17 protein-coding genes are annotated in these 20,637 nt (G+C 68.8%); 11 read left to right on the top strand and 6 right to left on the bottom strand.

Features of this window, described 5'->3' with window-relative positions; translation table 11 throughout:
• From ABDW35_RS11120 to ABDW35_RS11095, 6 genes are all read left to right on the top strand, one after another.
• Positions 1-321: sugar ABC transporter permease (locus tag ABDW35_RS11120; RefSeq protein WP_343713935.1), on the top strand; the 321-nt coding region annotated here is incomplete at its 5' end.
• Positions 318-1,160, top strand: a complete 843-nt coding sequence (locus ABDW35_RS11115; protein WP_343713934.1) for a carbohydrate ABC transporter permease — start codon at positions 318-320, stop codon at positions 1,158-1,160. The genes ABDW35_RS11120 and ABDW35_RS11115, both read left to right, overlap by 4 nt.
• Positions 1,157-2,401 carry an S-methyl-5-thioribose kinase gene (gene mtnK / locus ABDW35_RS11110; protein ID WP_343713933.1) on the top strand — a complete coding sequence of 415 codons (1,245 nt, stop codon included), beginning with the start codon at positions 1,157-1,159 and terminating at the stop codon, positions 2,399-2,401. The genes ABDW35_RS11115 and mtnK overlap by 4 nt, the downstream gene beginning before the upstream one ends.
• Positions 2,402-2,410: 9 nt before the next feature.
• Positions 2,411-3,118 carry an acireductone synthase gene (gene mtnC / locus ABDW35_RS11105; protein WP_343713932.1) on the top strand — a complete coding sequence of 236 codons (708 nt, stop codon included), beginning with the start codon at positions 2,411-2,413 and terminating at the stop codon, positions 3,116-3,118.
• Between the two features lie 40 nt (positions 3,119-3,158).
• Entirely contained in the window at positions 3,159-3,392 is a 234-nt protein-coding gene (locus tag ABDW35_RS11100; protein WP_343713931.1) for a hypothetical protein, read from the top strand.
• Positions 3,393-3,561: 169 nt separating this feature from the next.
• Positions 3,562-4,284, top strand: a complete 723-nt coding sequence (locus ABDW35_RS11095; RefSeq protein ID WP_343713930.1) for a dienelactone hydrolase family protein — start codon at positions 3,562-3,564, stop codon at positions 4,282-4,284.
• A gap of 65 nt (positions 4,285-4,349) precedes the next feature.
• On the opposite strand, the gene ABDW35_RS11090 is transcribed toward ABDW35_RS11095, so the two are convergent.
• From ABDW35_RS11090 to ABDW35_RS11065, 6 genes are all read right to left on the bottom strand, one after another.
• On the bottom strand, positions 4,350-6,464 hold the full coding sequence (locus ABDW35_RS11090; RefSeq protein WP_343713929.1) for a beta-galactosidase: 2,115 nt from the start codon (positions 6,462-6,464) through the stop codon (positions 4,350-4,352).
• A gap of 89 nt (positions 6,465-6,553) precedes the next feature.
• Positions 6,554-8,293: an ABC transporter ATP-binding protein gene (locus tag ABDW35_RS11085; RefSeq protein ID WP_343713928.1), complete on the bottom strand. Its 1,740-nt coding sequence runs from the start codon at positions 8,291-8,293 to the stop codon at positions 6,554-6,556.
• Positions 8,294-8,313: 20 nt separating this feature from the next.
• The gene (locus ABDW35_RS11080) at positions 8,314-9,489 is read right to left on the bottom strand and encodes an ABC transporter permease (protein ID WP_343713927.1); all 1,176 of its coding nucleotides are present in this window, start codon (positions 9,487-9,489) and stop codon (positions 8,314-8,316) included.
• Positions 9,489-10,475, bottom strand: coding sequence for an ABC transporter permease (locus ABDW35_RS11075; RefSeq protein WP_343713926.1), 987 nt, complete (start codon positions 10,473-10,475; stop codon positions 9,489-9,491). Before ABDW35_RS11075 ends, ABDW35_RS11080 begins: the two co-directional genes overlap by 1 nt.
• A 31-nt stretch (positions 10,476-10,506) precedes the next feature.
• Positions 10,507-12,615, bottom strand: coding sequence for an alpha-amylase family protein (locus ABDW35_RS11070; protein ID WP_343713925.1), 2,109 nt, complete (start codon positions 12,613-12,615; stop codon positions 10,507-10,509).
• Between the two features lie 71 nt (positions 12,616-12,686).
• Positions 12,687-14,615 (bottom strand): ABC transporter substrate-binding protein, encoded by a 1,929-nt coding sequence (locus ABDW35_RS11065; RefSeq protein WP_343713924.1) that lies wholly within the window; start codon positions 14,613-14,615, stop codon positions 12,687-12,689.
• Between the two features lie 242 nt (positions 14,616-14,857).
• On the opposite strand from ABDW35_RS11065, the gene ABDW35_RS11060 reads away from it, so the two are divergent.
• The 5 genes from ABDW35_RS11060 to ABDW35_RS11040 form a co-directional block, all read left to right on the top strand.
• A complete protein-coding gene (locus tag ABDW35_RS11060; protein WP_343713923.1) occupies positions 14,858-15,874 on the top strand; it encodes a LacI family DNA-binding transcriptional regulator in 1,017 nt (338 codons plus the stop codon).
• A gap of 245 nt (positions 15,875-16,119) precedes the next feature.
• Complete coding sequence (locus tag ABDW35_RS11055; protein WP_343713922.1) at positions 16,120-17,646, top strand: sugar ABC transporter ATP-binding protein; 1,527 nt, start codon at positions 16,120-16,122, stop codon at positions 17,644-17,646.
• A complete protein-coding gene (locus tag ABDW35_RS11050) occupies positions 17,646-18,635 on the top strand; it encodes an ABC transporter permease (protein ID WP_343713921.1) in 990 nt (329 codons plus the stop codon). The genes ABDW35_RS11055 and ABDW35_RS11050 overlap by 1 nt, the downstream gene beginning before the upstream one ends.
• A 9-nt stretch (positions 18,636-18,644) precedes the next feature.
• Positions 18,645-19,589, top strand: coding sequence for an ABC transporter permease (locus ABDW35_RS11045; protein WP_343713920.1), 945 nt, complete (start codon positions 18,645-18,647; stop codon positions 19,587-19,589).
• A gap of 55 nt (positions 19,590-19,644) precedes the next feature.
• Positions 19,645-20,637 (top strand): substrate-binding domain-containing protein (locus tag ABDW35_RS11040; RefSeq protein ID WP_343713919.1); only part of this gene is annotated, 993 nt, incomplete at its 3' end.

Raw genomic sequence — 20,637 nt, 5'->3', positions numbered from 1 at the left:
GAGGCGGCCCGGCTGGACGGCGCCACAACCTGGCAGCGCTTCCGCCACATCACCCTGCCGCTGCTGGTGCCGACGCTGGCCGCCGTGTTCCTGCTGCGGCTGGTGATGGCGCTCAAGCTGTTCGACCTGGTCTATGTCCTGACTTTCGGAGGACCGGGCTTCGACACCACCACCACCGGCTTCCAGATCTGGCGCCTGGCCTTCGAGCAGTTCGATGTCGGCCGCGCCGCCGCCGCGACGCTGGTGTTCACGGGATTCGTCAGCCTGGTGGTCTGGCCGGCCTCGCGCGCGGCCAAGCGGCTGGAGGCGCGATACTCATGACCCTCGCCACCCATCCCGAGCGGCCGGAGGCGCCGCATCGCTGGTCCTGGGTCGACCTGGTCGCCGTGCTCGTGGCCGCGGCCTTCCTGCTGCCGCTGGCCTATCTGCTCTCGGTCTCCTTCAAATCGCCCGATCAGGTGCTGTCCGGCAGCTTCCTGCCGGAGGCGCCGACGCTGGCCAACTGGCCGGCCGCCTTCGGCGCCACGGCGCTGACCCGCTTCATCGTCAATTCGGTGCTGACCGCAGTGCTGGGCGGCGTCGTCACCATCCTGATCGCGCTGCCGGCGGCCTATGCCTGCCTGCGCCTGGACAAGGCGGGGGAACGGCTGATCTCGATCGCCTTCGGCAGCTTCGTCGCGCCGCCGATCGTCGCCGCGATCCCGTTCTTCTTCCTGCTGAAGGCGGCCGGCCTCTTGAACAGCGTGGTCGGCTTGGCCCTGGTCTACGGCCTGACCAACGTGCCGGTGGCGCTGTGGCTGCTGATCCCGTTCCTGCGGCGCATCCCGCGCGAGATCGAGGATGCGGCGGCGATCGACGGCGCCGGGCCGCTGCTGACCCTGGTCCGGGTGGTCGCGCCGCTGGTCGCGCCGGGCATCGCGGCGACGGCGATCATCGTGATCATCCTCGGCTACAACGAATTCCTGTTCGCCTCGGTCTTCACCTTCGCCGACGAGACCCGGACGCTGACCGTCGGCATCTCGCTGTTCCAGGGCGACCGGCTGGTGAATTTCGGCCAGATGGCCGCGGCATCGCTGGCCGGGATCGCGCCGATCTATCTCATCGCCCTCCTGGCCCAGCGCTGGCTGGTGGCGGGGCTGACCGAGGGGAGCGTGAAGTGACCATCCGCCCATTGGACGTCCCCGCCGCCCGCGCCTATCTGGCCGCCCATCCGGACCTGGCCGCAATCCTCGGCGGCGACCCGGCGGGCTGGGACATCCGTGAGGCCAGCGATGGCTTCATGAATGTCGTGCTCCTCGTGCGCGGCCCGGCCGGCGGCCTGTGCCTGAAGCAGGCGCTGCCCTGGGTGCGCCATGCCGGCGAGAGCTGGCCGGTGCCGGACAATCGCGCCTTTTTCGAGCAGTCCTATCTCGCCATCGTCGGCCCGCTGGCCGAAGGCGCCTTGCCGAAGCTCCACCACTACGACCCCGGCCGCCAGATCCTGGCGATGGAGCTGCTGACGCCGCACGAGACGCTGCGCTATGCCCTGATCGAGGGCCGGCGCTTCCCCCGCGTCTCGGCCGATATCGGCGCCTTCGTCGCCCGCGCCGGCTACCGCACCTCGCCCTTCCATCAGCCGCTGGAGCGGGTGCGCGAGTGGCAGGCCCGCTTCGCCGCGGGGGTGGAGCTGCAGCGCATCACCCTCGACCTGATCTTCCAGGATGCGTATCGCGACAACCCGCGCAGCTCCTGGACCAGCCCGCAGCTGGACGACCTGGCCTACGGCTTCCGCGAGGATGTCGCGCTCAAGCGCGCCGCCGGCCGGCTGGCCTGGCGCTTCCTGACCGTGGGCCAGGCGCTGATCCATTGCGACCTGCACACTGCGGCGATCATGGTGACCGAAACCGACACCAAGGTGATCGACCCGGAATTCGCCCTCTACGGCCCGATCGGCTTCGACCTCGGCGCCTATCTCGCCAATCTGCTGATCAGCCACCTGACCCAGCCCGGCCACGCCACGCCGGCCGACGATCGCGCCGCCATGGCCGAATGGCTGCTGCAGCAGCCGGCGCTGCTGTGGGACAGCTTCAGCCGCAGCTTCCGCACACTGTGGGAGACGGAGGGCGGCGGCGACGCCTGGCATGACGACCTGTTCCCGAAACCGGGCTCGGCCGCCCTGCTGCACGCCGACTACGAGGCGCTGGAGGCGGAGATCTTCGCCGACATGGTCGGCTTCGCCGCGCTGAAGATGATCCGCCGGGTGTTCAGCTACGCCCATGTCGCCGACTTCCTGCGCATCGCCGACCCGGACCGCCGCGCCGCCTGCGAGCGCCGCACCGTGCTGCTGGCCCGCCGCATGCTGACGGAGCCCGAGCGTTTCCGGACCACAGACGATATTGTCGCCGCCACCCGTGCGGCCTGAGAGACTGAGATGACCCTGACCTTCCAGACCCACCCGATCGACCTGATCCTGCTCGACATCGAGGGCACGATCAGCTCGCAGCGCTATGTGCTGGACGTGCTGTACCCCTTCGCGCGCGAGCGCATCCCGGCCTTCGTCGCTCGGCACCCGGATCACCCGGTGGTGCAGCGCGCGCTGCGGGAGACGGCGGAGCGGACCGGGCCCGGCCAGGACCCGGTCGCCGCCCTGATCGCCTGGCAGGATGCCGACCAGAAGGTGCCGCCGCTGAAGCTGCTGCAGGGGCTGGTCTGGGAAGAGGGCTACAAGGAAGGCGCCTTCAAGGGTCATATCTATGACGACGCCCATGCGGCGCTGGAGGGCTGGCGGAAAGGCGGCGTGCCGATGCACATCTTCTCCTCCGGCTCGGTCAAGGCGCAGGTCGAGTTCTTCCAGAACTCCAACCGCGGCGATTTGCGGCCCTATTTCGGCCGGCACTACGACACCGATATCGGGGCCAAGATCGAGCCGCAGTCCTATCTCAAGATCGCGGATGACCTCGGCGCCGCCCCCGACCGCATCCTGTTCCTGACCGACAATCCGCGCGAGGTCGCGGCGGCGCGGCAAGCGGGCGTGCATGTCGTCCAGGTGATCCGCGATCCTTCGGTCAAGCCGAACGAGGCCGGCGCGCCGATCATCGCCGAATTCGACGAGCTGCATGCGCTGGTGGCGCCGGGATAGCCCATCCCACAGATCCAGGGCCGCAACGCCGGAGGGGATCATGACGACCTGCGTGTTTGTGGAGTGGCCGGACGGGCTGGAGCCGGCCGGCGCAGCATGGGACGCCTTGCGGCAACAGGTTGAAGCGGCGGAACCGGACATCCTCGTCACCAACGAGATGCCGTTCGGACCATGGCTGGCGGCGTCCGACCGCTTCGATCCCGCGGCAGCCCAGCCCAGCGCAGCGTGTCGCTGCACGAGCGCGGGATCGAGGCGCTGGCCGCCATCGGAGTGACCCTCGGCTCGGACCTCTCCGGCACCGTCGCGGCGCTCGGGCCCGGCGTCACGCCGCCCGGTGATCGCGAAACCGGCAGCGTGCGCGCGTGCGGACATGTAGCATCCCCGGCCAGAGGAGTGCCGGAAGCTCGACGAGGTGAGTTCCTCCTCGACAAGGGAACGGGACGTTGGAAATACGCACGATATCCTATGAATGCGACGGGACGACGCTGACGGGCTATTACGCCGATCGCACCCCCGGCCGGCCGAAGCCCGCGATCCTGGTCGCGCATGAAGCCTTCGGGATGAATGACCACATCCGGGCGCGAACGAGACGGCTGGCCGAGCTCGGCTATGCCGCCTTCGCCCTCGACATGTATGGCGCTGAAGGTTTCTCCCTGTCCGAGGCGGTGAGCCGCCATGTCGAGCTGATGGCGGCGCCCGGGTTGATGCTCGCGCGGGCGAGCGCGGCGCTCGATGTGCTGACGGCCCTGCCCGGGGTGGATCGGGACCGGACGGCGGCGATCGGCTTCTGCCAGGGCGGGATCACCGCCCTCGAACTGGCGCGCGGCGGGGCGCCCATTCGATGCGCGGTCGGCTTCCATCCGGGTCTGATGCGGCCTGCCGGGAGCCTGGATCGGCCGATCCAGGCGAAGATCCTGATGATGATCGGGGATCAGGATCCCGACGTCCCGCCGGAGGACAGGGTCACGTTCGCGGCTGAGATGCAGAGCAAGCAGGCGGACTGGCAGCTGCATCTCTTCGGCGAAGTCGGCCATGCCTACACCAACCCCGACGCCGATCGGCTGAACAGGCCCGGCTACGGCTACAGCCCCTCCGCGGACAGGCGGTCATGGCTGATGATGCTCGCCCTGTTCGAGGAGGTGTTCGAGGCTCCCGCTGCCGGCTGACGCGGGGGAGCTCACTGAGGGCGCGCCGCCGTCGCGCCAGGTTCGGCGGCGCGCCGCTTCCGCGACTAGGCGAGCCGGACCACCAGACCGTCTCGTGGCGGGAGCACCACTTCACCATCCCCGATCCGGGCGCCCTCGGCCGCCCAATGCGTCGCGCCGAAACGGAGCGTCCCGTGCCGCGCGGCGACGGTCACGGTCGAGCGCTGAGGCTCGCGCGTCGGGTTGACCACCCAGAGCACCTTGCCACCCTCGCCCTCATGCAGCCTGGCCTGCAGCGCATTGTTCGAGAGCCGCACATGCTGCTCCCGGCCGGTCCAGGTGAAGACCGCGGCGAAATAGTTCCGGTTCGCCTCGCCCGAGGTCTTGAAGTAGCCGACTCCCGGATGGGTGCCGACCAGCAGCGTGCGGCCCCGGCCGTAGGTGTTCTCGACCACCGCGAGCCGCCCGTCGGCGAACCGGCCGCGCTCGGTCCCGCCCGCCAGCGTGTAGCTCTGCAGGAAGCCGCCGCCCGTCACGGTACGGCCGTCATAGCTGAAGCGGATGCGGTCGCCGATGTCGGGCATGAACTCGACCTCGTGCTCGCGCACCCCGAAGACGCGGTCGAGCCCGTGGTTCGGCTGCACGACGCCGACCGTGCCGCGATCGCCGAAATAGCCGATGCAGGCCTCGCTGATCAGCGTGCCGCCCGCCTCGACCCAGCGGGCCAGCCTCCCGGCATGGGCGGCTGTCAGCATGATCGGGTACGGGGCGTAGATCGTGTCGTGGGCGTCGATGTCGTCGACATGCACCCAGTCGGCCTGGATGCCGTTGTCGAAGAAACCGCGATAGGCGCCCCACATCGCCTCGGCATAGGTCTCCGGGCAGTGGCGGTGGTTGAGCAGCAGGTCCCAGGCCTGGGCCTCGGGAACGACCAGCAGGCCGATATCGCCCTTCACCGCCCGTGCCGCGAACACACCCTTCTGCTCCGGCGCGTTCGCCCATTTGGCGATGGCGCTCGCCATGTCCGAGCGCGGGGTGCGCGAGCCGTCCATCGCGTAGGAGCCGAAGGCGCCGAACAGCGGGCCGTCGAGCAGCGGCCGCCAGCGAAGATTCAGGACTCCAGTCGCGCCGGCGGCGAAGGAGGTCATCGTCCAGACGCGGATGTCCTCCGGCTCAGCGACGCGGCCATCCTCCTTGTCGCGGCCCAGCACCTGCGGCTGCAGCCACAGCGGGCCGCCCTGCCGCTCCGCGTGCCAGAACGGCTTGCCGCGGGCGGCGGCGCGGGTCAGGTCGGCGCCGTAGAAATTGCGCCAGGGCTGGTTGCCCTTGCGCGCCGGCACCCAGGTCATGCCGTAGATCTCGACCTTGGACGCTGCCAGCCAGTCGTCGCAGCCATTGGCCGCCATGTTCGGGATGGCGCCGGCGATGCCGTGCGCGGCGATCAGGCAGTCCCGGTCCACCGCGCGGATGGTGTCGATGCGCCACTGCATCTGGCCGTAGAAATTGTCCCGCCGGAACTCGATCCAGTCGAGGCCCTCCGGATAGGCGGCGATCTCGGCCGGCGGTTCGATGTCCTCCCATTCGGCGTAGGAGTAGCGGTGCCAGGCCTGGGCCAGCGTCTCGAGGTCGCCGTATTTCCGCTTCAGCCAGTCGCGGAAGGCGGCTTTGGCGTAGCTCGAATAATCGACGTCGGCGGCGTAGTTGACCTCGTTCCAGACATCGTAGCCGAGCAGCGCCGGATGTCCCTTGTAGCGGGTGGCGAGTGCCGTGAGGAAGGCGCCGGCCGCCTCCTTCACCTCGGGGCAGTTCATGGTCAGCGCCCCTGCCCCGCCGCCATTGTTGGCGAAGCCGCCGACGGCGGCGCTGACGCCCATATTCGAGGTCAACGGCCGCCCGTCCATCCGGACCTGCCGGGCATGGGCGAATTGGCGATAGGCCCAGTCGGGGACCGTGTGGGTCAGCTCGGCGATGATGGTCTTCAGGCCGTTCTCGGCCGCCAGGTCCATCTGCCGGTCGTAGTCGTCCCAGTCATAGATTCCGGGCCGGCGCTCGATGACGCTCCACATGAACCAGTGGCGGAAGATGTTGAGCCCGTCCTCCGCCGCCGTCCTGTAGTCCTGCGCCCAATCCCCGCGCGGCGGGTTGGACTTGCGGAAATAGACCGCTCCGAACGGGATCTGCGGGACCTTGTCCGTGGCCATGGGGCGCTCCTTTCGCGCAATGCTCGTCCTTCGGCGGGCGCGGCCTGCGCCCGCCCGTGTCAACCGGCGGCGTGATGATCCCTCGGGCGCTAGCTCGTCTTGCGGGCCAACGCCTCCTCGGGGGTGAATCGGGTTCGGTGCATCATCCGCTTCCGGCGGGGATCGGGGTTCGGCACGGCCGAGATCAGGCTGCGGGTATAGGGCTCGCGCGGCGCGGTGCAGATCTCCTCGGCCGGGCCCATCTCCACCAGCCGGCCGCGATGCATCACCGCGACCCGGTCGCAGAAATAGCGGACCACCGAAATGTCGTGTGAGATGAAGACGAAGCTGAGGCGCAGGCGCCGCTGCAGGTCGAGCAGCAGGTCGAGGATCTGGGAGCGGATCGAGACATCGAGCGCCGCCGTCGCCTCGTCGGCGATGACGATGCGGGGGTCGAGCGCGAGGGCGCGGGCGATGCCGATGCGCTGCCTCTGCCCGCCCGAGAAGGCGTGCGGGTAGCGCTCCATGGCGAGGGGGTCGAGCCCGACCAGCTCCATCAGCTCGGCGACCCGCCCGGTCAGGGCCGCGCCGCGCGCCGTCCCGCTCACATACAGCGGATCGCCGATGATCTGCTTGACCGTCATGCGCGGGTTCAGCGAGGCGAAGGGATCCTGGAACACCAGCCGGACATCGCGGTGGAACGCCCTGAGCCCCGGCTTGCCGAGCGCCGTCACCTCCACCGGCCGCCCGGCGCCGTCGACATAGGTGATGCGGCCGGCGCTGGGCTCGACCGTCCGCAGGATCAGCCGGCCGAGCGTGGTCTTGCCCGAGCCGCTCTCGCCGACGATGCCGAGGTTCTCCCCAGGAAAGAGGTCGAGGCTGACATCGTCGACCGCCGTGATCGCATGGTCGCCGCGGCCATAGACCTTCGACACGTTGCGCAGCGACAGCACCGGCGACGCCTCGCCCGGCTCGGCCGCCGCCGGCCGGGTGAGGGCGCGCCGGTTCTGCTCCAGCTTCACCGTCGCGTTCAGCAGCGCGCGGGTATAGGGGTGCCTCGGGTCGTGGAAGATGGCGTCGGCGCTGCCGCGCTCGACGATCCGGCCGTAATGCATCACCGCGACCTCGTCGGCGACCTCGGCGACCAGCCCCATGTCGTGGGTGATCAGCAGCATCGCCATGCCGCGACTGTCCTGCAGCCGCTTGATCAGGTCGAGGATCTCCGCCTGGGTGGTGACGTCGAGCGCGGTCGTCGGCTCGTCGGCGATCAGGATGTCGGGGTCGCAGGCCAGCGCCATGGCGATCATCGCCCGCTGCCGCATGCCGCCCGAGAATTCGAAGGTGTAGCGGTCGACCATCCGGTCGGGATGCGGGATCTCGACCTGGCGCAGCAGGTCGATGGCCGCCGCGCGCGCCGCCTTCTTGCCGAGCCGGCGGTGCAGCCGCAGCGCCTCGACGATCTGCGAGCCGATCGTGTGCACCGGCGACAGCGAGCTCATCGGCTCCTGGAAGACGAGGCCGATCCGCCCGCCCCGGATCTTCAGCAGCTCCGGGCTGCGTTCCGCGAGACCGGCGATGTCGATCTCGCTGCCGTTGCCGCGCAGCAGGATGCGGCCGCCGGCGATCCGCCCGTTGCGGTCGATGATGCGCAGCAGCGCCCGCGCGGTCACGCTCTTGCCCGACCCGCTTTCGCCGACGAGGCAGAGCGTCCGGCCCCGCTTCAGCTCGAAGCTGACCTCCCGCGCCGCGTGCAGGATATGGGTGCGCAGGTTGAAGTCGAGGCTGAGCCCTTCGACCCGAAGCACCGTCTCGGCCGTGTCGGCAGCCGCGGCGGGCCGGTCCGCCGTCATCAGTCCCATCGCCGCCCCCATCATGAATCGTAGGGGTCGGCGGCGTCGCGCAGGCCGTCGCCGAGGAAGTTGAAGGCCAGCACCGCCAGCACCACGGCTCCGGCCGGCCAGACCAGGAGCCATGGCGCGCCGGCGATGGTGCGCACATTCTGCGCCTCCTGCAGCAGCACGCCCCAGGAGACCACGGGCGGCTTCAGCCCGATGCCGAGGAAAGACAGCGCCGTCTCCGCCACGATCATGGTGGGAACGGCCAGCGTCACCACCGCGAGGATGTGGCTGGTGAGCGAGGGCAGGATGTGCCGGAAGATCAGCCGCCGTTCGCCCGACCCGTCCAGCCGGGCGGCGGTGACGAAATCCTCGCCCCGCAGAGCATAGAACCGGCCGCGCACCTCGCGCGCCAGCCCGGTCCAGCCGAACAGCGAGACGATGAGCGTGATGACGAAATAGACCTGGAGCGGCGACCAGGTGAGCGGGATCGCCGCCGCCAGCCCCAGCCAGAGCGGGATGGTGGGCATCGCGCTGATCACCTCGATGACGCGCTGGATCACCATGTCCACCGCGCCGCCGTAGAAGCCGGAGAGGCTGCCGAGCGTGACGCCGAGCAGCAGGCTGATGCAGACGCCGATGAGCCCGATCGACATCGAGACGCGGGTGCCGTAGATCAGCCGGCTCAGCAGGTCGCGGCCCAGCTTGTCGGTGCCGAGCAGATACAAGGTGTCGCCCGGCCGCACCGGGCCGATGAGATGCCGGTCCATCGGGATCAGGCCCCACAGCCGGTAGGCCGGGCCCTTCACGAAGAAGCCGATCGGCACGACCTTGCCTTCGTCCGTGACATAGCTGCGGCGCAGCGAGGCCTGGTCCACCTGCATGGAATAGCCGGTGACATGCAGCAGGAAGCGCGAGCCGCCATCGGGATCGGCCGCGAAGAAGCGGATCTTCTGCGGCGGCGCGTTGGTGAATTGCGGCCGCGCGGCATCCGGCAGCGCCGGGGCCAGGAACTCCGCAAAAGCGCCGATGAGATAGAACAGCAGGATGACGACACCCGACGCGACCGCCACCTTGTTGCGGGCGAAGCGCCGCCAGATCAGCGCCCACTGCCCTGCCGCCGCGATCTCGCCCGACTTGGTCCCGGGCTTCAGGAGGGTGACGGCGGGGCCGGTCTCCGCCGGCCCGTCGAGGAAGATGTGCTCGCTCATCAGGTGAACCGGATCCGGGGGTCGAGCAACGCGAGGAGGATGTCGGAGACCAGCATCCCGATCAGCGTCAGCACGCCCATCAGCAGGATGAAGCTGCCGGCCAGGTACATGTCCTGCGAGATCAGGGCGCGGAGCAGCAGCGGCCCGGCCGTCGGCAGGTTGAGCACGATGGCCGTGATCGTGGCGCCCGAGATCAGCTCCGGCAGCACCCAGCCGAGGGCCGAGACGAAGGGGTTGAGCGCGATGCGCACGGGATAGCGCAGCACCGCGCGGTGTTCGGGCAGGCCCTTGGCCTTGGCGGTGATCACATAGGGCTTGTTCAGCTCGTCGCTGAGATTGGCCCGCAGGATCCGGATCAGCGCCGCGGTGCCGTGCGTGCCGATGATGATGATCGGGATCCACAGATGGGCGAGGAGGTCGCCGACCTTGGCCCAGGACCATGGCGCGTCGACATATTCGGGCGAGTAGAGCCCGCCGACGCTCTGGCCGAAATACCTGTAGGAGAGATACATCAGCGTGAGCGCCAGGATGAAGTTCGGCACGGCGAGACCGAGGAAGCCGAGGAAGGTGAAGCCATAATCGCCGATCGAATGGCGGCGCATGGCCGAATAGATGCCGATCGGCAGCGACACGGCCCAGACGAAGAGCAGCGAGGCGAGCGAGATCGCCAGCGTCGAGCCCATCCGTTCCCAGATCAGGTCGGCGACCGGGCGGTTCCATTCGAAGGAATAGCCGAAGTCGCCGCGGAACAGGATGCCGCTCATCCACTTCCAGTACTGCAGCCAGACGGGATCGTCGAAGCCGTAGATCTCCCTGAGCCGCGCCACCTGCGCCGGATCCACGTTCTGGCCGGAATCCGTCATCATGGCGATCATGGAGGTGAGATAGTCGCCCGGCGGCAGCTGGATGATCAGGAACGCGATGATCGACATGCCGAGCAGGGTCGGGACCATGTAGATCAGGCGTTTGATGACGTAGCGCAGCATGGCCGCTCGCGCCTCCTCCCCGATTTCTTTTTCAGGCCCAGGTGATGTGTACCGCCTCGACCAGGTCGATTCCCGGCACGGTCACGGTCACCCGGCCCGCCTCCACCTTCGCCTCCGCCGCCTCCCCGGCGACGAGCAGCCGCGCCGCGGCGAAGGAGCGGCCGGCGGGAATGGCCACCGAGACCTCCTGCCGCCCCACGGGATAGGTCTCCCGCGTCGGCCCCTTCATCATCATCGGGTTGGTCAGGTTCTGCAGCGCGACCACCAGCTCGCCCTCGCCCTCGCGCACGGCGACATCCAGCACCGACCGGCCGGCCACCTCGACATCCGGCCGCTTGCCCAGCGCCCAGCGCACAGCGTTGGCGATCAGCCGCTGGTGATCGGCGGCCAGCACCTCCCAGAAGATCCCGCCGATGTTCCAGGGGATGTAGACCGTCCGTCCGCCGCCCGGACGCTGCCGCGCCACCACCGCGGCGCCCCGCGGCGCCTCGCGCGGATAGACCTCCTCCATCGGCAGGTCCGGGAAATCCGGGACATACAGGAACGGTACCTCGGCATCGGCCGCGGCCTCGACGCCGATCAGGCGGGTGCCGCCGATGATGCGCGCCGCCCCGTCATAGCCTTCCGCGATCGGATGGCGGCCGTTCAGCGCCACATAGCTGTTCTGGACACCCGCCCGGGGTGGCCTGGTCACCGTCACGCCCAGCAGGCCGGCCAGCGCCAGGGTCCCGCGCGGACGGTTGTTTTCGTCGCGCATCGAGGTCTCATGGGCCGCGACCACGCTGCCGCCGCGGGCGACATAGGCCTCCAGCGCGGCGCATTGCGCGTCGGACAGGCAGGTCGCGTTGGCCAGGATCACGACCTTGAACCGGTCCAGCCGCTCCGGCGTCATCGCCTGGTCGGACAGCATCTCGAAGGCCAGCTTTTCCTCGACCAGCGCCTGGTAGATGCCGAGATCGTCGGCCTCCGCCTCCCGGCGCGTCTCCGGCCCGTGATGGCGCAGGGTGGTGGCGGGGTCGAGGATGGCGATCTCCGCCGCCGGCCGTGTCGCCGCGAAGGCCGGCTCCAGCGCCGCGTGCAGGCCGAAGCCGTCGACGACCGGCGCGACCCAGCGCTGATCCGGCACCACGCCGTTGAACTTGGTGAACCAGGGCAGCATGCCCTGGACCACGCCGTCGAGCATCCAGGACCGGATCTCCGGGCCCGTGGTCACCGCGTCCTTCCAGCGGTACTTCTCCTCCGGCCCGATCGAGGTGATCAGCACCACCGGCCGGTCGCGGAAGGTCGCCCGCATGCGCTTGCCGTTGCGACCCGACAGCCAGACCGGCTCGGTGCCGCGCCGGCCCTGGTCGTCCACGACCAGGAACGGGCAGTGCCGTTCGATCAGCTTCAGATCGAACTCCATCAGCGACACGCTGCCCATGTTCGGGATGAAGCTGGTGTTCGGCTTGATCGCCTTCATCGCCTCGTCCCACTCGACCACGAGGCGGCTCAGCACCGTGCGCCGCCAGGCGGTCCAGGCCAGCCAGGCCGGGTCCTCGGGATCGGCGTCGAGCGGCAGGTCGTGGCCCGACGCGTCGCGGAAGCTCTTCCGGCAGCTCTCGCAGTAGCAGACGCCGTGCCCCTGCCAGCGATTGGCGAAGATCGCGTCGATGTCGTAGCCGCGCGTGATCTCGCGCACCACCTGCGGCATGAACTCGAAATTGTAGGCGCTGTAGGCGCAGGTGACCCAGACGCTGGGATAGGCCCAGTGGCGGCGCCGGTTGCCGTCCCGGTCGACCGCGATCCATTCCGGATGGGCGTCGGCCGCGTCCTGGTGGATGGCATGCGGGTCGACCCGCGCCATGACATGCATGCCGAGGCGCCGGGCGCCCTCCACCAGCGTGCCGAAGGGATCGGTGTCGCCCAGATGCTTGCTCACATAGTGGAACGGCACCTTGGACGGGTAATAGGCGATGTAGCCCCCGGCACTGAGGCAGGTCGCGTTCGACTGGCTGCGCCGAAACAGATCGATCCAGAACTCGGGATCGAAGCGGATCGGGTCGTCCTCGGCGAGGGTCAGCTGCGCCCAGCGCGTCGCCGATCTGTACCAGTCGGCTGTCCTCAGGCCCCCGGCCGATGGCGCAACGGTGTCCGGCATGTCTCGCTTCCTGTGTCTCGGTCGAAGGGTCCGGTCCATCGGGCCGGCATCGATGCAACGAAGGGTGCCGCTCAGACCTTGAAGAACTGCTCGGGCCGCGCCGGGCCGGGGGTCGGCCAGCCGAAGGAGTTCGGCATGGTCTTCGGCACGTTGACCATGTTGCTCTTGACGATGCCGTAGCTGTCCGGCGGTAGGCTGACGCCGAAGGTCATGAACAGATCTGCGGCCTTCTCGAGGATCTGCTTCATCAGCGCCTTCTGCTGCTCCGGGTCGCCGGTGGCGAGCAGCTTGGTGTAGAGATCCTGCTGCGCCTTAACCTCCGGCGGCGGCTCGACCGCGTCCGGGTTCTTCGGGTCGAGATAGTAGAGCGACCAGGCGGGGGCATAGAGCGAGTTGGTCGAGAACGGCACGAAGTAGCGGGCATCGAGCATCGCGGCGATGCCGCTGTTCGCCCCGAACTGATGCGCCGTCGCGTCGAAGTCGCGGCCGCGGCGCACCCGCGTCTCCCACAGCGAGCGGTCCATGCTGCGCACCTGGGCGTCGATGCCCACGGCGTGGAACATCGGAACCACAAGCTGGAACATATCGAGGAAGGTGGTGCGGGTCTGGTCAAGCTCGAAGATGATCGTCACCCGCCGGCCGCTCTCGTCGGTACGGTAGTTGTCGCCGTCCCGGTTCGGGATCAGCTTGTCCAGCATCGCATTGGCGGTGTCGGGATCGTATTGCGTGAAATCCTTGGCCAGCCGCTCGACATACAGCGGATCGTCCGGCCGGATCGACGCCTGCGCCGGCTGGCCCTGCCCGACGAACACGGCGTCGATCAGCGCCTGCCGGTCGACGGCGAGCGAGAGCGCCTGGCGGAATTCCTTGGTGTTGAACAGCTTGTTCTTCACCGGGTCGGTGTGGTTCAGGTTCAGCTGGAAGACCATCACATTGGCCGCGGTCTCCTTCAGCGTGTAGAAGCCGTAGCCGCCCTTCTGCTGGCCGTCGAACAGCACCGGCTTGTTCGCCGGCGTGGCGATGTACTGGTCCATCATGTCGATCTCGCCCTGCAGCACCTTCAGCAGCAGGACTTCGGGATCGGCCACCATCTGGTAGACGATGCGGTCGAAATAGGGCAGCTGGGCGCCTTCCGGATCGACCTTGAAGTAGTAGGGGTTGCGGACCGCCAGTGCCTGCTCGGTGTTCTGCCCCGGCGCCACCGTGAACATCCAGGCGTTGAGCGTCGGCCGGCTGGGGTTCTGGAAGAAGGTGTTGTCGTCTGAGAGGCCGATCTCGCGCTGGAACAGCGCGATCCAGCTTTGCAGCCCCTTCTCCTTGGCCAGCTTGTCGGCATCCGGGTTGTAGCGGGCGTGGAACTGCTGCAGGTAGTGCTTCGGCGTGCGCGTCAGCTGGTCCTGCTGCGCCCAGGCGAGGTTCTGCACGAAGAAGCCGTTGGGCGACGGGAAGACGACCTTGAACGTCGTCTCGTCGATCACCTCGATGCGCGCCGGCTTGCCGTCGGCATACCACCAGCCGTTGCCGCCGGTGTTGGTGTCCTTGTCGGTGAAGAAGGCGTCGTACCAGAACTGCACGTCCTCGGTGGTGAACGGATGCCCGTCGGACCATCTGTGGCCCTTGCGCAGGCGGAAGGTGTATTCCGTGGCGTCGGCATTGACGCTCCAGGACTCCGCCGTGTTCTCGACCAGGCCCGACCAGTCGGGGCTGAAGCGGACCAGCGGCTCGTAGCCCTGATAGCGCACCACCATCGACAGCGACCCGCCGCCGACCAGCGCGTGCTTCCAGTCGCCGCCCTGCTGGCCGGCGCGCTCCAGCGGCGTGATCACCAGCGGGTTCGCCGGCAGCCGCTGCGCGACGGGCGGCAGCGTGCCGGCCGCCACCTGGTCCTTCAGGAACGTCGATTCCTTGATTTCGGCGGCACGGCCCAGCCCAGGCAGCGCGAGCGATGCGGCGGTGGCGGATGTGGCGGCGATGAAAGCCCTGCGGCTCAGCTTCACCATGGGTCTCCTCCCCCAAATGTCCGGCCTGTTATGATCGGCCGTTGTGATGAGAGGCTTGCATAGACGATTTTGTTAGGTAAAGCGTTATGATCGAGAAATTTCATCATTGAAAGCAGCGGAATGGTCCGAAGAAAATAACAAACTTCGATAAGGCCGCACCGTCGACCCGGGTTTGGACAAAACTTTTTTGAACCGTTATGGGCCGATGCTAGAAGGGATCGGGCCTGGAAAGAGGATCAGCAATGGCCAAGGTCACGCTGGCGACCATCGCGCAACGCACGGGCCTGTCGAAATTCGCGGTCTCGCGCTCCCTCTCCGGCAAGGACGGCGTCTCCGACGAGACGCGCCGCCGCGTCCAGGAGGTGGCGGCCGAGCTGGGCTACACGCGCCCGAGCCTGGAGCCGGAGCTGCTGACCCTGGGGGTGATCTTCCACGACACCGATCTGATCAACAGCGAGCTTCACCTGCTGATCCAGAACGGCGCCCAGTCCGAGGCCGAGAGGCTGGGCTACCGCCTCAACATGCGCTGGACCCATGAGCCCGACGAGATCCAGGCCATCGTGCGCGCCTGCAGCGGCGCGGTTCTGGTCGGGCCGCATGACCGCGGGACCTTCGCCCGCGTCCGGGCGCTGGGCAAGCCGATCGTGCGGCAGGGCTGGCTGGAGCCGCTCGAGCAGGCCGACCATGTCGGCGGCACCGACCATGAGGCCGGGGCCGCCGTCGCCAACTACCTCCTGGCCCTCGGCCACCGCCGCATCGTCTATGTGCACGGCACGCCGGGCTACCGCGGCCGCGTCGAGCGCTTCTACGGCGTGCGGGAAGTGCTGGAGAAGCAGGCCGATGTGGAGTTCCGCGAGATGAGGTTCCAGGCGGATTCGCGCTTTACCGAGCATCTCCGCGCCGCGCAGGCCGACGGGTTCCATCCCACCGCCTTCTTCTGCGCCCATGACGGGCTGGCGCTGACCGTGGTCTCCGAATTGCTGCGGCTCGGCTACCGGATTCCGGAGAACGCTTCGGTGGTCGGCTTCGGGGACTATTCCGCCGCGACCCAGATCTCGCCGCAGCTGACGACCGTCAAGGTCTTCGGCCAGCAGATGGGGGCCGCCTGCGTGCGCCTGCTCGACGACCGGCTCAACGGCCGAATCCCGTCCGATATCCCCGTGCGCGTGCAGATCACCAGCCGGATCATCGAGCGCGCCTCCTGCGGCCCGAGAAGCCTGTCCGAGGCTGCGGCTCCGACCCTGCCGGTCGCGGGCTAACCAGGTCCGGCGACCGTTGTTGCACCCCCGGCCTCGGCGGGTGGTGACAATAAAGCCGCATTCATGATCTGATCATCAGACAAAAGGGAGGGAGCGGCGCAGGGGCGCGCCGACCTCCAGCACAAGGGTCCTCGGGACCAGTCGACAGGGACGGGAGCGCCATCCATGGCGATGAGGATAACAGCAGCCTCGTCATCGATTCATGCAGGCGCCGCCGCCCTGCGCCTGGGCGGCTGCCGGCGCCCATGACCATGGATGAGAGCGCCACGCCCCCGGTCGTCGAACTCGCGGGCATCTCCAAATCCTTCGCCGGGTTGAGCGTACTCAGGGACATCGGCTTCGATGTGCGGCCCGGGGAGGTGCACGCCCTGCTGGGCGAGAACGGCGCCGGCAAGTCGACGCTGATCAAGATCCTCGCCGGCGTGCACCGGGCCGATGCCGGGGAGCTGCGGGTCGACGGCAAGCCGGCCAGCTTCTCCTCGCCGCGCGAGGCGCAGCACGCCGGCATTGCCACGGTGTACCAGGAGTTGTTGCTGTTCCCCGAGCTCACGGTCGCCGAGAACATCTTCCTCGGCCATGCGCCGCGCCGCCCCTGGGGCGGGCTGGACTGGGAGGCGATGCGCATCCGGGCGCGCGAGCTGCTCGATTCGCTCGACAGCCACGACCTCGACGTCGACGCCCGCGTCGGCAGCCTCTCGGTCGCCAACCGCCAGCGTGTCGAGATCGCCAAGGCCCTGTCCCGGAACGCCCGCATCGTCATCATGGACGAGCCGACGGCGGCGCTGGCGGATGCCGACGTCAAGCGGCTGATGGATGTGGTGCGCCGGCTGCGCGGCCAGGGCGTCGGCATCGTCTATGTCAGCCACCGCATGGCGGAGATCTTCGCCCTGGCCGACCGCGTCACCGTGCTGCGGGATGGGGCGCTGATCGGCACCCGCCCGATCGCCGAGGTCGACGAGAAGGCGCTGGTGTCGATGATGGTCGGCCGCTCGATCGACCAGCTGTTCCCCAAGGGCGAGGCGGCGATCGGGCGGACCGTGCTCGAACTGCGCAACGTCTCCTACAACACGACGGTGAACGACATCTCGCTGTCGCTGCATGCCGGGGAGATCCTGGGCATCGCCGGTCTGGTCGGCTCCGGCCGCACCGAGCTGGCGCTGACCGTCTTCGGCATTACCCCGGCCACATCGGGGGAGATCCTGCTGGACGGCAAGCCGGTCACGATCGGCGGGCCGGGCCAGGCCCGCGACCTGGGCATCGCCTATGTGCCGGAGGATCGCGGCCAGCAGGGCCTGATCCGGCCGCAGACCGTGCGCGAGAACGTGTCGCTGGCCGTGCTCGGCCGGATCGCCAAAGCCTCCATCGTCGACCTGCGGCGCGAAGGCGCCCTCGCCCGCGACGCCATCAAGCGCTTCGGCATCCGCACCCGGGGGCCGGAGCAGGCGGTGCGCCAACTGTCCGGCGGCAACCAGCAGAAGGTGGTGCTGGCGAAATGGCTCGCCACCCAGCCCCGCATCCTGATCCTCGACGAGCCGACGCGCGGCATCGATGTCGGCGCCAAGGCTGAGGTGCATGCCCTGATCAGCGGCCTCGCCGCCCAGGGCCTCGCCATCCTGCTGATCTCGAGCGAGCTTCCCGAGGTGCTGGGCATGAGCGACCGCGTCCTGGTCATGAGCGGCGGGCGCATCGCCGCCGCCTTCGACCGGGCGGAGGCGACGCCCGACGCGGTCGGCGCGGCGATGACCCGGTCCGGCGACGCGGAGGCGGCCTGATGACCACGATCACGGCCGCCGCCCGCTCCCCGGCCCGGAGCAGCCGGCTCGGCCGCTTCCTCGGCGCCTATGGCCAGGAGCTGGTCATCCTCGGCGCCCTCGTCGCGCTCTTCGTCGTGGTCGGCGCGGTCAACCCGCGCTTCCTGAGCGACACCAACCTGACCAGCATCTTCTCCAGCAACGCCTATATCGCGGTGGCCGCGCTGGGCATGTCCCTGGTCATCATCTCGGGCCATATCGATGTGTCGGTCGGCTCGCTGATCGGCGTGCTGGCCACGCTGTCCGGCACGCTCGCGGTCGGCGGCTATCCGGTCTGGGTCGCCTGGACGGCACCGATCCTCGCCGGCGTGGTTGTCAACGCCCTGGTCGGCGGCCTCGTCGCCTATGCCCGCATCCCGTCGATCGTGGTCACGCTCGGCATGCTGTCGATCCTCAAGGGCGGGCTGATCAGCGTCACCGACGGCGCCTGGATCACCAACCTGCCGGCCGACTTCCTGATCGCCCAGAAGCGCCTCTTCGGCCTGCCGCTGCCGATCTGGTTCATGGTCGTGCTGACGCTCCTCACCGCCTTCTGGATGCGCTACTCGGCCTTCGGCCGATCGATCTACGCCATCGGTGGCAATGCCGAGGCGGCGCGGGCGACCGGCATCCCGATCGAGGCAACGACCGTCGCCGTCTTCGCCATCCACGGCGTCTTCGCCGGCATCACCGCCGTGCTGTTCGCGACCCAGCTGCAGGTGATCCAGTCGACCGTGCCGCCCAATCTCGAGCTCACGGTCATCACCGCGTCGGTGATCGGCGGGGTGTCGATCCTGGGCGGCACCGGCACGGTGATCGGCTCGACCCTCGCCGCCATCCTGTTCGCCACCATCGGCTCGGCGCTGATCTTCCTGAACGTGTCGGCCTACTGGCTGCGCGCCGTGCTCGGCCTCCTCATCCTCGTCACGGTGCTCGCCGACATGGTGCGGCGCCGGCGCGTCGCGCTCTAGGAGGCGCCGGTGTCGCTGCGCTTCCTCCTCCGCCACGAGACGATCCTCGCCATCCTGGTCGCGCTGGCGCTGGCCCTGCTGGCCACCCAGTCGGACCGCTTCTTCACCATCGACAACCTGCTGAACCAGGGCCGGCTGATGGCGGAGGTCGGGCTGGTGGCGCTGGCCATGACCTTCGTCATCGTCACCGGCGGCATCGACCTGTCGGTCGGGTCGATCCTCGGCCTCTGCGCCATCCTGCTCGGCGTGTTCTGGAAGACTCTCGGCCTGCCGCTGCCCGCCGCGATGGCCCTGGCGCTGGTGGTCGGCGCCGTGGCGGGGCTGGTCAACGGCCTGATCATCACCCGCTTCCGGGTGCCGCCGCTGATCGCCACCCTGGCCACCCTCGCCCTCTACCGCGGCCTGGCCGAGGGCATCAGCCAGGCACGTTCGGTGCGCGGCTATCCGGACTGGTTCTTCGGCCTCGGCCAGGGCGAGGCGCTGGGCGTGCCCTCGCAGCTCTGGATCCTGCTGGTCGTCACGGTGGCCGCCGGCGTGGTGCTCGGCCTCACCACCTTCGGCCGCTCGACCTATTCCGTCGGCGCCAACGAGACCGCCGCGCGGTTCTCGGGCATCGGCGTCGACCGCACCAAGCTCCTGATCTACACCGGCTCGGGGCTGATGGCCGGGCTCGCCGCCGTGGTCTTCGTGTCGCGCGTCTCGACCACGCGGTCGGACATGGGCACGGGGCTGGAGCTCGACGTCATCACCGCCGTCGTGCTCGGCGGCACCAGCATCTTCGGCGGGCGCGGCACGATCATCGGCACGGTGCTGGGCCTTGTGCTGATGCAGGCGATCAAGAACGGCCTGTCCCTGGCCGGGGTGAAGGGCGACGGCACCATCGTCGTGATCGGCGTGGTGCTGATCCTCGCCATTCTCATCGGCAACCTGTTCCGCCGCGACGGCGACGGCTGATCAAGAAACGCGGGCCTCGCCGAATCCCGGCCCGCCAACAGTGGAGGAGATGGACATGAGGCGGACGACATTGGCCCTGGCGGTCGGCGTGCTGCTCGCCGCCGGCGCGGCGCGGGCGGAATCGGCCTGGACGGGCGGCGACGACCTGCCGACCAGTCCGCTGGCCTGCGACGCGACGCCCGCCGCGGCCGCGGCGAAGCCCTATGACGGCGGCACCCCGACCGGCGCGCCGGACCGCGCAGGCAAGAAGCTGACCGTGGTCGACGTGCCGAAGCTGATCGGCATCGGCTATTTCAACGCCACCTCGAAGGGCATCGCCGACGCGGCCAAGGAGCTCGGCAACGTCAGCGCCAAGACGGACGGGCCGACCAAGGCCAACATCGATGAGCAGATCACCTTCATCGACAACTATATCACCAGCGGCGTCGACGGCATCCTGTTCGCCGCCAACGACCCCGTCGCCATCGCGCCGGTGCTGAAGAAAGCGCTGTCGAAGGGCATCAACGTCGTCGGCTACGACGCCAATTCGACGCCGGACGCGCGTCAGTGGTTCGTCAACCAGGCGCAGTTCAACGGCATCGCCAAGTCGCTGATCGACAACCTGGCGAAGGAGATCGGCGAGGACGGTGCCTTCGCCATCGTCACCTCGACCTTCACCACGCCGAACCAGGCGCGCTGGATCGCCGAGATGGCGGCCTATGCCGAGAAGTGCCATCCGAAGCTGAAGTGGCTGGAGACGGTCGAGGCACAGGAGGACAACATCCTGTCCTTCAACCAGGCGACGACGCTGATCAACAAGCATGGCGACGAGCTCAAGGGCATCGTCGGCATGACCAGCGTGGCGACCCCGGCCTCGGCCGAGGCGGTCACCCAGGCCGGCAAGTGCGGCCAGATCGCCGTCGTCGGCCTGGCCACGCCCAATGCGATGAAGCCCTATGTGGCGAAGGACTGCGTCAAGTCGGTGGTGCTGTGGAACCCGGTCGATCTCGGCTATGCCGCCATGTATGTGCTGCGGGCGGTGGCCGACGGCACGCTCAAGCCCGGCGCG

It is taken from the genome of Inquilinus sp. (assembly GCF_039594555.1).
Classification (GTDB): domain Bacteria; phylum Pseudomonadota; class Alphaproteobacteria; order DSM-16000; family Inquilinaceae; genus Inquilinus.
The sequence above is the reverse complement of the archived record's forward strand: the minus strand, read 5'-3'. Positions and strand labels throughout refer to the sequence as shown.